Genomic DNA, 13249 nt, shown 5'->3' on the forward strand with positions numbered 1-13249 from the left:
GCGCGGCTGATGCTGCAGGCGATGGATGAGGCGCGGGTGCGCCTGGAGCAGAGCCGCAAGGGCGCCGATGATGTGCGTCAGGGGCGCATCGAGCAGGCTGACCAGGCGGCGGAACTGGCCGCGCAACTCAAGGGCAGTATCGAAGACCCCGGTTATCAGAGCGTACTCGGCGAGGTGACCACCCACATCGCCAGCTTTGGCGAGAAGCTTGGTGAATACACGGACCTGCTGGCCCGCGAGGAGCAACTACGCCAGCAGTTGCAGGCGCGCGCCGAACAGGTCACGGCGCGGGTCGAGCAGATCAACGCGGCCATCGATGCCGGAATGCAGGCCGAATTGAAGCGCAATGCCTTGCTGATTCTGCTGTCGTCATTGCTGGCACTGCTGGTGGGCATTGTCGCGGCGGTCCTCATTACCCGGGCCATCGTGCTGCCGCTGCGCCGGGTGATCAGCCGTGCCCAGGAAATTGCCGCAGGGGATTTGCGCGGCGAAATCAACGTCGATCGCCGTGATGAGGTGGGGCAGTTGCTGCTGGCCATGCAGCAGATGGGCAGCGGCCTGAGCGGCATCGTCAGTGGTTTGCAGTCCGGGATCGACAAGTTGGCCAGCAACGCCCACACCTTGTCGGCGGTGACCGAGCAGACCAACCGCGAAGTCAGCAGCCAGAAAGAAGAAACGGATCAGGTTGCCACCGCCATGCAGGAGATGACGGCCACCGTGCACAGCGTTGCCCGTGATGCCGAGGAGGCTGCGCAAGCCGCGCAATCGGCGGACGGCAAGGTGGAAAACGGCCAGCAGGTGGTGCGCCAGAGCATGCAGCGCATCGAGCGACTGGCCAGTGCCGCCGATTCGGCCAGCCACAGCATCGAGACCCTCAGTGCCGAGATTCAGCACATCGGCTCGGTGCTGGAAGTGATCAAGAGCGTCGCCGAGCAGACCAACCTGCTGGCGCTCAACGCCGCCATCGAAGCTGCCCGCGCGGGTGAGCAGGGTCGCGGTTTTGCCGTGGTGGCGGATGAAGTGCGGGCCTTGGCCAAGCGCACCCAACAGTCCACCGAAGAAATCGAGCGCCTGGTCAGCAGTCTGCGGGCCAATGCCCAGTCATCGGTGACGCAGATCCAGAACAGTGGCGAACTGGTCAAACTGGCGGTGGCTGATGCGCTGCAAACTGAAAGTGCGCTAGGCAGCATCGCTGCGGCAGTGTCGCTGATCCAGCAGATGAACCAGCAGATTGCCGCGGCCGCGGAACAGCAGAGTTCGGTGGCCGAGGAGATCAGCCGCAGCGTGACCCAGATTCGCAGCAGCGCCGATCAGTCGGCGATGGCCATGCAAGGCAACGCCAGCTCGAGTATCGAGCTGGCGCAGTTGGGTGCGGAGTTGAAAGGGATGGTCGGGCATTTCCGGATCTGAGTCCGGAAATGCCTGTCAGGCGCTTTTACGCCAGTTGAGGATCAGCAGCGTCAACACGCCAGCGACGATGCCCCAGAAGGCCGAGCCGATGGAGAACAGCGTGAAGCCCGAGGCGGTGACCATGAAGGTGATCAGCGCCGCTTCGCGTTCCTTGGCTTCGTTCATCGCCACGCTGAGGCCATTCATGATTGAGCCGAACAGCGCCAGGGCGGCAATCGACAGCACCAGCTCCTTGGGCAGGGCGGCGAACAGCGCCGCCAGGGTGGCGCCGAAGGTCCCGGCGATGCCGTAGAAAATCCCGCACCAGACCGCTGCGGTGTAGCGCTTCTTGGGGTCTTCATGGGCATGCGGCCCGGTGCAGATTGCCGCGCTGATCGCCGCCAGGTTGACCCCGTGGGCGCCGAACGGTGCCAGCACCAGCGAGGCCAGGCCGGTAACCGAAATCAGCGGCGAGGCGGGCACTTGATAGCCATCGGCGCGGAGCACGGCGACGCCGGGCATGTTCTGCGAAGTCATCGCCACCACGAACAACGGAATGCCGATGCTGATGGTCGCTGCGAGGGAGAAGCTCGGCGTGGTCCACACCGGTGTCGCCACTTCCAGCTTGAAACCGCTGAAGTCCAGCAGGCCAAGCGCGCCGGACAGCGCCGTACCCACCACCAGCGCGGCGAGCACCGAGTAGCGCGGCGACACCCGCTTGATCAGCAGGTAACTGAAGAACATCCCCAGTACCAGGGTGGTGCGGTGCTGGGCGGCGACGAATATTTCACTGCCGATCTTGAACAGGATCCCGGCCAGTAGCGCCGAGGCCAGCGACGCGGGAATGCGTTTGACCAGGCGTTCGAAACTGCCGGTCAGGCCGCAGATCACCACCAGCACGGCGCAGGTGATGTAGGCGCCAATGGCCTCGCCGTACGTCACGCCGCCGAGGCTGGTGATCAGCAATGCTGCGCCCGGCGTCGACCAGGCAACGGTCACCGGCGTGCGGTAACGCAGCGACAGGCCGATGCTGCACACCGCCATGCCGATGGACAGCGCCCAGATCCACGAGGAAATCTGTGCGCTGGTCAGCCCTGCGGCCTGGCCGGCCTGGAACATCAGCACTAATGAGCTGGTGTAGCCGGTGAGCATGGCGATGAAACCGGCGACCACTGCGGAGGGTGACGAGTCGGCCAGCGGCCGCAATTGTGCGGAGGTGGCGTCGGGCATGGCGAAATCCTTATACGGGTGTCAGCAGATTTTTCAGACTACCGTGCGACAGGGTGTCGATTGCAATACAGCAACCGTTGCATTTAGCCGTACAGTCGCCAACCATGAAGGTCGGTTCGCTTTTGCAGAAAAGGGGGAGGGGCAAGATGTACAAGGTCTATGGGGATTACCAGTCGGGCAACTGTTACAAGATCAAGCTGATGCTGCACCTGCTCGATCTGCCCTACACCTGGCAGCCGGTGGATATTCTCAAGGGTGAGACACAGACGCCGGAATTCCTGGCGATGAACCCCAATGGCAAGGTTCCGGTGCTGCAACTGGAAGATGGCACCTGCCTGTGGGAGTCCAACGCGATTCTCAATTTCCTCGCCGACGGCAGCGAGTTCCTGCCCTCTGAGCCGCGGTTGCGCACCCAGGTGCTGCAATGGCAGTTCTTCGAGCAGTACAGCCACGAGCCCTATATCGCGGTGGCGCGTTTCATCCAGTTCTATCTGGGACTGCCAGACGAGCGCCTGGAGGAATACCGCAAGCTGCACAAGGGCGGGCACAAGGCGCTCAAGGTGATGGAGCGGCAACTGGAAGTGACGCCGTATCTGGTGGGCGACCGCTATTCGATCGCCGACGTGGCGTTGTATGCCTACACCCATGTCGCGCATGAGGGCGGCTTCGACCTGAGCGCTTATCCGAAAGTGCGGGAGTGGCTGGCGCGGGTGGCAGAGCATCCGCGGCATGTAGCGATGGAAGGCTGACGTTCTTGTAGGAGCGAGCTCGTCGGGGCGCCGAACCGTCGCGAAGGCCTGCACAGCAGGCCCCGAAAGGATCAGGCAGCCGAAAAACGCTGGTCCAGATACGCGATGATCGCCTTGGACTCGTACATCCAGGTGGTCTTGCCGTCTTCTTCGATGCGCAGGCACGGCACTTTGATCTTGCCGCCTTCGGTGAGCAGGGTCTGACGATCCTGTTCGTTGTTCTTCGCGTCGCGCAGGGTGATCGGCACGTTGAGGCGGTGCAGGGTGCGGCGGGTCTTCACGCAGAACGGGCAGGCGTGGAACTGGTACAGGCTCAACCCGCGGGCTTCCTGCTCGACCCGCGCCTGGGCGGCGGGGTCACGCTTGCGTTTGGCCGGGCGGCTGATCCAGTCGAGAAAGACGATCACCTGGCCGAGGCCGACCCGCAGTGCTTTGACGATCATGGCAACTCCTCAAAATGAAAAAGCCGACCTGGACAGGTCGGCTCGCGTAACGCTCCCGATCACTTGATCAGGCTGAGAAACTCGCTGCGGGTCGCGGCGTTATCGCGGAATTCGCCGAGCATCACCGAAGTGATCATCGACGAGTTCTGCTTCTCGACGCCGCGCATCATCATGCACATGTGCTTGGCTTCGATGACGACGGCGACGCCCAGGGCGCCGGTAACCGTCTGCACCGCCTCGGCGATTTCGCGGCTCAGGTTTTCCTGGATCTGCAGGCGACGGGCATACATGTCGACAATCCGTGCCACCTTGGACAGGCCCAGCACCTTGCCGCTCGGGATGTAGGCGACGTGCGCCTTGCCGATGAAAGGCAGCAGGTGGTGTTCGCACAGCGAGTAAAGCTCGATGTCCTTGACCAGGACCATCTCGCTGTTGTCGGAGCTGAACAGGGCGCCGTTGGTCACTTCTTCCAGGGTTTGGGTGTAACCGCGGCAAAGGTACTGCATGGCCTTCGCGGCCCGTTTCGGCGTGTCGAGCAGGCCTTCGCGGGAGACATCCTCGCCGAGCTGGCCGAGGATTGCGGTGTAGTTCTGTTCCAGGGACATGGATCTACCTGTGGTGTATTTCGCAAACGCGAAGGGTACGGCGGCTGTGGCGGCGCCGCAAGTCCGGCGTTACTCGTCGCGACCTTCGAGCATGGTCCGGCGCAGCATCACATACACCGCGCCGGTGCCGCCGTGTCTGGCCTGGCACGAGGTAAAGCCCAGCACTTGAGCGTGCTGGCGCAGCCAGGTATTGACGTGGCTTTTGATCATGGGGCGTTTGCCATCCAGGCGCACGGCCTTGCCGTGGGTGACGCGCACGCAACGGATTTCGAAGCGGGTGGCCTCGGCAAGGAAGGCCCAAAGGGTTTCGCGCGCTTTCTCGACGGTCATGCCGTGCAGGTCGAGGCTGCCTTCAAAGCCGATCTGGCCGAGCTTGAGCTTGCGCATCTGGCTTTCCTGGACGCCGTCGCGGCTCCAGTGCAGATCGTCTTCCGGGCCCACGTCGATGACGAACTGGTCGGACAGGCCGTCGACGATGGTCTGGTCGCTGCGCACCGTCGCATTCTGCCGCAGGTTGTTCAGTTGCTTGCGATCAGTCTTGGGTTTGCCGGTGTCGGCGCGATCATGCTTGATCGGCTTGACGCCGCGCACCTCGCTCTTGAACAGGGAAAAATCGTCGTCTTGCATGTAGGTCTCCGCCGCGAGCGGCGCAGTTTACGCGAGTCCACACGCCGTTGCAGTCAATCGTGTTTTTTCATCAGGTGGGGCGACAGGTTCAGTTCGCGGCCGCGGCGCAGACGCAGGCGACGTCGGCGCCAGAGCCACACGCCCAGGTACAGCACCAGCAAACCGCCGCCGAGCACCAGGCTGGCGGCGGCGGGGTTGGCATTGAGCTCGCCCAGTGCGGCGGGGTGGCCCAGCAGGCTGGCGGCTCCAGCCATGGCCAGCAGCACGCCGACGCTGGCCAGCAGGGCCGAAAACGCCGCGGCCAGGCGCGAACGCCAATTGCCCGGCTGGCGCGGACGCAGGCGTTTGGCGTCGAAACCGTCGGATATTTTCATTCCGATTTCCTCAGTGAATATCCGGTTTTGGACCGAAAGTCGTGGAGGTGGTTCCGCGCGCCAAGGGTCAGATCAGACTGTTGGTAGGGGTCACGCAGGCGAAGTTGTCGGCCATGATCGCCATTTCAGTCTGCTGGATCTGCGCGGCGGCGATCACGCCATCCTTGAACGGCAGGTCGCGGGTGGCGCAGGCGTCTTCGACCAGGGTGCAGCGGTAGCCGTAGTCTTTGGCGCGGCGCACGGTGGTGCTGACGCTGGAGTGGCTCATGAAGCCGCAGACGATCAGATCCAGGTGGCCGAGGTTCTGCAGGGTTTCATGCAGGCTGGTGTTCTTGAAGGCGTTGGGCATGCGCTTCTCGATGATGACTTCATCGCCCTGTGGCTCCAGGCCGGGGATGAATTCGCCGCGCGCACCCTGAGGATCGAACAGACCGCCGACGGTGCCCAGGTGACGCACGTGAATCACCGGACGACCGGCCTTGCGCGCCGCGTCGAGCAGTTTGCCGATGTTCGCCACTGCCTCGTCCATGCCCGACAGCGCCAGGGGACCGCTCAGGTACTCTTTCTGCGCATCGATAATGATCAGGCTGGCGTTGCTCAGTTTGGCGGGCGGATAGCCACGTCCGCTGAGGTGGAACATCGTCATTGGAACAGACATCAGGGGCTCCTTCGGGTAGGGCTTTTTACCTATTCTCCCCTGCTTGGACACTTATGTGAATCGCTTAGCGTACAAGTGGCGTGGTTAGTGGCTCTCAGCCATGTCAGCCAATCGCCCGTCGATGCAATTGCGGCCACTTGTTGCGCGAGGCTGGTAGAATCGCCGGTCGTCTTCCAAGGAGTCTGCCGTGATCACTTCCCGCCTGCGCACACTGCGCGACCACATTCGCTGGGCCGTCAGCCGCTTCCACGAGCATGAGTTGTTCTTCGGTCATGGTGCCGACAACGCGTGGGACGAGGCTCGGTTGCTGGTGCTGGGAGCGGTTCACCTGCCTTGGGAAGTGGCTGACAGCTATCTGGATTGCCGCCTGGAAGACGACGAACTGGTGAAGCTGCAACGCCTGCTCAAGCGCCGTATCGAAGACCGCGTGCCGACCGCTTACCTGCTGGGCGAGGCGTGGTTCTGCGGGATGTCGTTCATCGTCGATGAGCGGGTGCTGGTGCCGCGTTCGCCGATCGGCGAACTGATCGAGAAGCGCTTCGAGCCGTGGCTGGCCGACGAGCCCGCGCGCATCCTTGACTTGTGCACCGGTTCGGGTTGCATCGGTATCGTCAGCGCCGAAGTCTTCCCCGACGCCGAAGTGGTGCTGGCCGACCTGTCCTTCGAAGCGCTTGAAGTGGCCAACCAGAACATTGAGCGACATGGCCTGGACCAGCGCGTCTACACCGTCCAGGGTGACGGTTTCGCCGGCCTTCCGGCGCAGCGTTTCGACCTGATCCTGTCCAACCCGCCGTATGTCGATGCCGAGGACTTCGCCGACATGCCGGCCGAGTATCAGCACGAACCGGAGCTGGGCCTGGCCTGTGGCAATGATGGTCTGGATCTGGTGCGGCGCATGCTGGCCGAGGCGGCGGACCACCTCACCGAGAAGGGCTTGCTGATCGTCGAGGTCGGCAACAGCCAGGTGCATGTCGAGCAGTTGTACCCGGAAGTGGATTTCGCCTGGCTGGAGTTCGAGCGCGGCGGTCACGGCGTGTTCATGCTCACTGCCGAGCAATGCCGCCAGCACCAGGCGCTGTTCGCTTCGCGGGTCTGATGGTGTTGCGCGGGACGGCTTGTCAGCCAGTCCCGCGTTTCGCCCTCAGCGGTGGGTGGCGATCCAGATCAGCAAGCCGGCCTGGAACACTGCGAACGCCACCAGGCAGGTGATGGTGAACCGCAGGCCGCTGTCTTCGCGCCGGTACTTGGAAACCCGCTCGTCGCGCTCGCGCAGTTGCGATTCCTTCTCCTGCAACTTCTGATCGGCCTGCTGCAACATGTTGGCCGCTTCGATGATCTCGACCCGCTGCAGCTTGTCGGTATTCCAGCCGCCTTTCAGCTCGCCCACCTGGGTTTCGACGTAGCGCCCCTTGAGGTGCTGGGCGTCGGCGTATTCGACTTCCACGCCGTGGCTACGCAGCACATGGTCGCGGCGCAGGCGGGTGTCTTCGTTGAGTGCGTCCTTGTTCGCCAGGGCGCCGCCCTCGAGCCGGTAGTGCGACCACTTGCGCTGTGCCCACTGCACGGCCTGGGCCAGCATGAAGCGGCCTATTCCGCGGTTCAGTGGTTCGATCTGCAAGCCGCTGTCGGGGCCGATGGTCACCAGGCGCTTGTCGTGGTCGACACGGATATCCAGCACGTTCTGTTCTTTGCGCACTTTTTGCCCGGGCAGACGGATTTCCATGCGCAGCAGGCTGTGTTCCTTGCTGTGGCGCTCGGCATGGCCGAACTCGACGAAACGCAACGGACGCGCGCCGCTGTTGCGGTCGGTCGGCAGCGGCGCCAGGCGCAGCAACTGGAAGTGTTCGGGTGCCAGGTCCGCCCAGGGCAGCGGGGCGGCTTCCGGAACAACCGGTTCGTCGGCCGCTGCGGTAGCGTCCTGGGTGGGTGCATCAGTCATCACAGGGTCCTCGTGTGCGCAACAGGCCGTCTACGGTGACAGCGCCTGCATCGGATTTATCGGCCGATTCGCCGAGGACTGGAGCCCGATTTGCTCAGGCGGATGTCAACTGCCGCACAAAAACCACGATCCGCTCGCCCAGTGCGCTGGCCAGGGGCAGTGCCGGATTGGTGTAGCTGTCGCGCTGCTGGCCCATGCCTGGCGGACTGATGCGCAGCATGTGGTTCATGCCATCGATCAGCGCAAGCTGCGCATCGGGCTTGGCCGCCTGCAGGGCCTTGGCGTCGGCCGGGCTGACCTGGATGTCGTTGCGGCCTTGAATGATCAGCGCCGGAATCTGCAAGCGTGCGAAGGCCGCCGCCGGGTCTTGGCGGAACAACGAAATCAGATAAGGCTGCACGCTGGGGCGCAGGGTATTGGCGAGTGCCGGCGGCACATCGCTGCTCGGCTGGCCGGCCTTGAGTTGATCGATCACCTGTTGCGCTTGCTTGAGTTGGGCCGGTGGCAGGCGTTCGGCCAGTTGTTCGCGCAGCACCTGGTCTACCGGCCGGCCGCTGCCGGCCAGGGCGATCACCGCGCTGGCGCCGCCCGGTTCCGCGGCCAGGCTGGCGATCAGCGCGCCTTCGCTGTGGCCGAGCAGGATCAGCGGGCCGAAGCGTGGGTCGGCCTTGATCTTGTGGCTCCAGGCCACGGCGTCGGCGACATAGCGCTCGACGCTCAACTGGCGCTCGTCCGGGGTCGCCGCCAGGCTCTCGGCAACGCCGCGCTTGTCATAGCGAACGCTGGCGATGCCCTGGGCAGCCAGTTGCAGGGCCAGACGCTTGAGAATGTCGATGCGCCCGACTGCAGGGTTGTTGCCGTCGCGGTCGGTGGGGCCGGAGCCAGCGATGATCAGCACCACCGGCGGCGGGGCTTCGCCGCGCGGCAGCAGCAGGCTGCCATGAAGAATGCCCTGGCCGGTGTCGAGGCTGACCGGGCGCTGGAACACGGCGGGGGCGGCGGCCTGGGCGAGGCCGGAAACGATCAGGAGGAGCAGGACGGCGAGGCGCGACATCATCGGGCTACATGCGGGGGGATGCCGGTTGGACCTGACCCCGTGCAGAAGGTTCGCCAGCAGGGATGAACTGAATGGTTAGCCTGCGTATACTGGCGGCCTTGTTCAAATCAGGCTGATTCGCGGAGCGTCCTGCATGTCCGGCAATACCTACGGCAAGCTGTTCACTGTCACCACCGCTGGCGAAAGCCATGGTCCGGCGTTGGTCGCCATTGTCGATGGCTGCCCGCCGGGTCTGGAGATTTCTCTGGAAGACCTGCAGCGCGATCTGGACCGGCGCAAGCCCGGCACCAGCCGCCACACCACCCAGCGCCAGGAAGCCGACGAGGTCGAGATTCTTTCCGGCGTCTTCGAGGGCCGCACCACCGGCTGCTCCATCGGTCTGCTGATCCGCAACACCGACCAGAAGTCCAAGGACTACTCGTCCATCAAGGACCTGTTCCGCCCGGCCCACGCCGACTACACCTATCACCACAAATACGGCGAGCGCGACTACCGCGGCGGTGGCCGCAGCTCGGCACGCGAAACCGCCATGCGCGTGGCGGCCGGTGCCATTGCCAAGAAATACCTGGCCAGCCAGGGCATTCGCATTCGCGGCTACATGAGCCAGCTCGGCCCGATCGAAATCCCGTTCAAGACCTGGGACTCGGTGGAGCAGAACGCCTTCTTCAGCCCGGACCCGGACAAGGTCCCGGAACTGGAGGCGTACATGGATCAGTTGCGCCGTGACCAGGACTCGGTCGGCGCGAAGATCACCGTGGTCGCCGAGGGTGTGATGCCGGGCCTCGGCGAGCCGATCTTCGACCGTCTGGACGCCGAACTGGCCCATGCGCTGATGAGCATCAACGCGGTCAAGGGCGTGGAGATCGGCGCCGGTTTCGCCTCGGTTGCCCAGCGCGGCACTGAGCACCGCGACGAGATGACGCCCGAAGGCTTCCTCAGCAATAACGCTGGCGGCATCCTCGGCGGCATTTCCTCGGGTCAGCCGATCGTCGCTCACCTGGCGCTCAAGCCGACCTCCAGCATCACCACGCCGGGCCGTTCCATCGACAAGGATGGCAACCCGGTTGAAGTCATCACCAAGGGCCGCCATGACCCATGCGTCGGGATCCGCGCCACGCCGATCGCCGAAGCGATGATGGCGATCGTGTTGATGGACCACCTGCTGCGCCACCGCGGGCAGAACGCTGACGTACGTGTGAGCACCCCGGTACTGGGCCAGCTCTGATGCCCCGCACTGCCCATCGCGCCACGGCTTTTTAGCCGTGGCGTTGCCTTACTGGCGCCTGTCCAGTTTCTACCTCTTCTATTTCGCCCTGCTCGGGTCTACCGCGCCGTTCCTGGCGCTGTATTTCGATCACCTCGGGTTTTCCAGCGCACGCATCGGCGAGCTGGTGGCCATTCCCATGCTGATGCGTTGCGTGGCGCCGAACCTGTGGGGCTGGCTGGGCGACCGCAGCGGCCAGCGCCTGTTGATCGTGCGCCTCGGCGTGCTGTGCACCCTGGCCAGTTTCGCGCTGATCTTCGTCGACAAGAGCTACGCCTGGCTGGCGCTGGTCATGGCCTTGCATGCGTTCTTCTGGCACGCGGTGCTGCCGCAGTTCGAAGTCATTACCCTCGCGCACCTGCAAGGCCAGACCGGCCGCTACAGCCAGGTGCGGCTGTGGGGATCGATCGGTTTTATCCTCACCGTGGTCGGCCTGGGCCGACTGTTCGAGTGGTTGAGCCTGGATATCTACCCGGTGGCGCTGGTGTGCATCATGGCCGGTATCGTCCTTGCCAGCCTTTGGGTGCCCAACGCCCAGCCGGTGGAGCAGGCCGAGCGGCCGTCCGGTGGCGGCTTCCTCAAGCAACTGACCCGCCCCGGCGTGCTGGCTTTCTACACCTGCGTGGCGCTGATGCAACTCAGCCACGGCCCGTACTACACCTTCCTGACCCTGCACCTGGAAAGCCTCGGCTACAGCCGCGGCACCATCGGCATGCTGTGGGCGCTGGGAGTGCTGGCCGAGGTGCTGCTGTTCATGGTGATGAGCCGGATCCTGGCGCGAGTGTCATTGCGCCGGGTGCTGCTGGCGAGTTTCCTGTTGGCGGCGCTGCGCTGGCTGTTGCTGGGCAGCTTTGCCGAGCACTTGCTGGTGCTGTTGTTCGCCCAGCTGCTGCATGCGGCGACCTTCGGCAGTTTCCACGCCACCTGCATCGCCTTCGTCCAGCGCAGTTTCGGCGCGCGCCAGCAGGGCCAGGGCCAGGCGTTCTACGCTGCGTTGTCCGGCACCGGCGGCGCCTTGGGCGCCCTATATGCGGGTTATAGCTGGAAGGCCCTGGGCCCGGGTATCACCTTTAGTATTGCCGCCGTCGCGGCGCTGGCCGCAGCCGTTATCATTGCGACCCGGTTGAAAGAGGACGCTATCTAGCGTCCGCATCACGTCTTGAAAGAACAGGAGTTGCCCTTGAGCATCCTCAGCGTTTATCACCAGTCCACCCCGGATACCCCCAACAAAGTCCTGACCCACGATGACGATATCGGCGCGACACTGGCCGAACAGGGCGTGCACTTCGAACAGCGGGAAGTGGCCGAGCGGATTCGTCCCGGGACTGCCGCAGAGGAGGTGATCGCGCTGCTGGATCAACAGCTCCAGGCGCTGAAAACCGAGTGTGGCGCGGTGGTGGAGGTGTTCAGCGTCAATCCCGAGCATCCTCAGAAGGATGAACTGCGCGCTGGCTGGATCGACGAGCGTCGTCATTCGGCAAAGGGCGCGCACTTTGTCATTAGCGGGCGCGGCTTGCTGAATCTGCGAATCGGCGATTACGTGTATGCGCTGGTGGCGGAGCGGGGCGCTCTGGTCAGCGTTCCGGCGGGGACTGCGCACTGGTTCGATATCGGCGAGCAGCCGAACCTGGTGCTGGTGCGGTTGTTCCAAAGCGAGGAAGGACGGGCGGTGCACCTGACGGGTGATGAGAGCGCCCGGTTGTATCCGGGGCTGGATGACACGTTCTGAGATTTTTCCGGTTCCGCATCGCGAGCAAGCTCGCTCCTACACCCTGTAGGAGCGAGCTTGCTCGCGATAGTGTCAGCGCTCAGCGATAAGTCGGCAAAGCAAAGCGCTGCTGGCTCTGCAACATCGAAATCACCGGCAACTCGCTGGCTTGCTCGGCCAGGTCACGGCGAATGGCACTGATGGCCCACGACAGTTGTTCGGCGCTGTGCAGTTGAGCGTAGGAAATCGAGCGTTTGACCTGTGTGCCGTCGGCAGCACGCAGCGTCAGCAGGATGCCGCCATCAGGGCGGGCTTGAGTGGCCACTTGGTAGGCGGAGAATACCGAGGCGAATTTTTCCTGAATGAGGTCCATATCAGCTCCTGGCTGTGGGTGGCAGACATGGAGTGATGGGTGCAGCGACTGTGCCAGCTTTCCGGTAATTAAAAATACTTTATAAATCAGTGTCTTATTGTTTTTTGGCAATAAGGCCGCCGTGCATTGTGCAAGGTCGTGCATTTTGCACAGTGCATTTTGCAAGGGTCGTCCGCCCTCGCGTTTTTTCTGCCGACGCCATGGAATTATCCACAGCCATTTCGGGACCAATCCTCACAAGACTTGGGCTTTATCCCCGTCAGGAGGTTCCGTATGTCCGATCAACGTCAGCCCGTCACCATGGACGCCGATGAAGCCGCCGCCTTTGCCGCGCAAGTCTTCGACCGGGCCCGACAGGGCGATGCGCCGATGCTCGCCCGCCTGCTGGAGAACGGTCTGCCAGCCAATTTGCGCAACCAGAAGGGCGACACCTTGCTGATGCTCGCCAGCTATCACGGTCATCTGGAGGCGGCGCGGGTGTTGTTGCAGCATGGCGCCGATCCGTCCATCGCCAACGACAATAACCAACAGCCGTTGGCGGGCGCGGCGTTCAAGGGAAACCTGGAAATGGTCCGGTTGCTGGTGGAGCAGGGCGCCGAGCCGGATGCGGCCGCAGGCGACGGGCGCACGGCGCTGATGATGGCGGCGATGTTCAACCGCACAGCGATCGTCGACTACCTGCTGGCGCACGGCGCCGACCCCAAGCGCCGCGACGCCCGTGGCATCGATGCCCTCGGCGCCGCCCAGGCCATGGGCGCTGCTGACACCACGCAGCAGTTGCAAGCGCTGGCCTAACCGGCGGGAGGCTTTTGCGGCTATCCTTGGCGACTTTT

The 13249-nt window shown here is 63.8% G+C and carries 16 protein-coding genes and 1 pseudogene; 8 read left to right on the forward strand and 9 right to left on the reverse strand.

Annotated elements, in window-relative coordinates; genetic code table 11:
- Window positions 1-324: 324 nt before the first annotated feature.
- Window positions 325-498, forward strand: a pseudogene (locus tag CKW37_RS33585) (methyl-accepting chemotaxis protein); the annotation flags it as partial.
- Between the two features lie 207 nt (window positions 499-705).
- Complete coding sequence (locus tag CKW37_RS33590; protein WP_371864280.1) at window positions 706-1410, forward strand: methyl-accepting chemotaxis protein; 705 nt, start codon at window positions 706-708, stop codon at window positions 1408-1410.
- Between the two features lie 15 nt (window positions 1411-1425).
- On the opposite strand, the gene CKW37_RS09985 is transcribed toward CKW37_RS33590, so the two are convergent.
- On the reverse strand, window positions 1426-2619 hold the full coding sequence (locus CKW37_RS09985) for a benzoate/H(+) symporter BenE family transporter (protein WP_095155538.1): 1194 nt from the start codon (window positions 2617-2619) through the stop codon (window positions 1426-1428).
- A 146-nt stretch (window positions 2620-2765) separates the two neighbouring features.
- Between CKW37_RS09985 and CKW37_RS09990 the strand changes: the two genes are divergently transcribed.
- Window positions 2766-3368 (forward strand): glutathione S-transferase family protein, encoded by a 603-nt coding sequence (locus tag CKW37_RS09990; RefSeq protein ID WP_095155539.1) that lies wholly within the window; start codon window positions 2766-2768, stop codon window positions 3366-3368.
- Window positions 3369-3439: 71 nt separating this feature from the next.
- Here CKW37_RS09990 and CKW37_RS09995 read toward each other — a convergent pair whose 3' ends face one another.
- From CKW37_RS09995 to CKW37_RS10015, 5 genes are all read right to left on the reverse strand, one after another.
- On the reverse strand, window positions 3440-3811 hold the full coding sequence (locus CKW37_RS09995) for a glutathione S-transferase N-terminal domain-containing protein (RefSeq protein ID WP_095155540.1): 372 nt from the start codon (window positions 3809-3811) through the stop codon (window positions 3440-3442).
- 59 nt (window positions 3812-3870) lie between these two features.
- Window positions 3871-4416 carry a GTP cyclohydrolase I FolE gene (folE, locus tag CKW37_RS10000; RefSeq protein ID WP_095155541.1) on the reverse strand — a complete coding sequence of 182 codons (546 nt, stop codon included), beginning with the start codon at window positions 4414-4416 and terminating at the stop codon, window positions 3871-3873.
- Window positions 4417-4485: 69 nt separating this feature from the next.
- The gene (locus CKW37_RS10005; RefSeq protein WP_095155542.1) at window positions 4486-5043 is read right to left on the reverse strand and encodes a Smr/MutS family protein; all 558 of its coding nucleotides are present in this window, start codon (window positions 5041-5043) and stop codon (window positions 4486-4488) included.
- A 53-nt stretch (window positions 5044-5096) separates the two neighbouring features.
- Window positions 5097-5417: a hypothetical protein gene (locus tag CKW37_RS10010; RefSeq protein WP_095155543.1), complete on the reverse strand. Its 321-nt coding sequence runs from the start codon at window positions 5415-5417 to the stop codon at window positions 5097-5099.
- A gap of 67 nt (window positions 5418-5484) precedes the next feature.
- Complete coding sequence (locus CKW37_RS10015; RefSeq protein WP_095155544.1) at window positions 5485-6075, reverse strand: cysteine hydrolase family protein; 591 nt, start codon at window positions 6073-6075, stop codon at window positions 5485-5487.
- Between the two features lie 187 nt (window positions 6076-6262).
- Between CKW37_RS10015 and prmB the strand changes: the two genes are divergently transcribed.
- The gene (gene prmB, locus CKW37_RS10020) at window positions 6263-7171 is read left to right on the forward strand and encodes a 50S ribosomal protein L3 N(5)-glutamine methyltransferase (protein WP_095155545.1); all 909 of its coding nucleotides are present in this window, start codon (window positions 6263-6265) and stop codon (window positions 7169-7171) included.
- 45 nt (window positions 7172-7216) lie between these two features.
- Here the strand turns inward: prmB and CKW37_RS10025 are convergent, their stop codons facing one another.
- Both CKW37_RS10025 and CKW37_RS10030 read right to left on the reverse strand, forming a co-directional pair.
- Entirely contained in the window at window positions 7217-8014 is a 798-nt protein-coding gene (locus CKW37_RS10025; protein WP_095155546.1) for a hypothetical protein, read from the reverse strand.
- A gap of 94 nt (window positions 8015-8108) precedes the next feature.
- Window positions 8109-9071: an alpha/beta hydrolase gene (locus tag CKW37_RS10030; RefSeq protein WP_095155547.1), complete on the reverse strand. Its 963-nt coding sequence runs from the start codon at window positions 9069-9071 to the stop codon at window positions 8109-8111.
- A 133-nt stretch (window positions 9072-9204) separates the two neighbouring features.
- Between CKW37_RS10030 and aroC the strand changes: the two genes are divergently transcribed.
- Genes aroC through CKW37_RS10045 form a run of 3 tightly spaced genes read left to right on the forward strand, consistent with a single transcriptional unit; the run spans window position 9205 to window position 12064 of the window.
- The gene (gene aroC / locus CKW37_RS10035; protein WP_095155548.1) at window positions 9205-10296 is read left to right on the forward strand and encodes a chorismate synthase; all 1092 of its coding nucleotides are present in this window, start codon (window positions 9205-9207) and stop codon (window positions 10294-10296) included.
- 37 nt (window positions 10297-10333) lie between these two features.
- Window positions 10334-11479, forward strand: coding sequence for an MFS transporter (locus CKW37_RS10040; protein ID WP_095155549.1), 1146 nt, complete (start codon window positions 10334-10336; stop codon window positions 11477-11479).
- 36 nt (window positions 11480-11515) lie between these two features.
- Complete coding sequence (locus CKW37_RS10045; protein ID WP_095155550.1) at window positions 11516-12064, forward strand: acireductone dioxygenase; 549 nt, start codon at window positions 11516-11518, stop codon at window positions 12062-12064.
- 79 nt (window positions 12065-12143) lie between these two features.
- On the opposite strand, the gene CKW37_RS10050 is transcribed toward CKW37_RS10045, so the two are convergent.
- Window positions 12144-12416: a DUF3509 domain-containing protein gene (locus CKW37_RS10050; RefSeq protein ID WP_095155551.1), complete on the reverse strand. Its 273-nt coding sequence runs from the start codon at window positions 12414-12416 to the stop codon at window positions 12144-12146.
- Window positions 12417-12689: 273 nt separating this feature from the next.
- On the opposite strand from CKW37_RS10050, the gene CKW37_RS10055 reads away from it, so the two are divergent.
- Window positions 12690-13211, forward strand: coding sequence for an ankyrin repeat domain-containing protein (locus CKW37_RS10055; RefSeq protein ID WP_095155552.1), 522 nt, complete (start codon window positions 12690-12692; stop codon window positions 13209-13211).
- Window positions 13212-13249: the final 38 nt, after the last annotated feature.

The organism is Pseudomonas sp. Irchel 3E13 (genome assembly GCF_900187455.1).
GTDB lineage: Bacteria > Pseudomonadota > Gammaproteobacteria > Pseudomonadales > Pseudomonadaceae > Aquipseudomonas.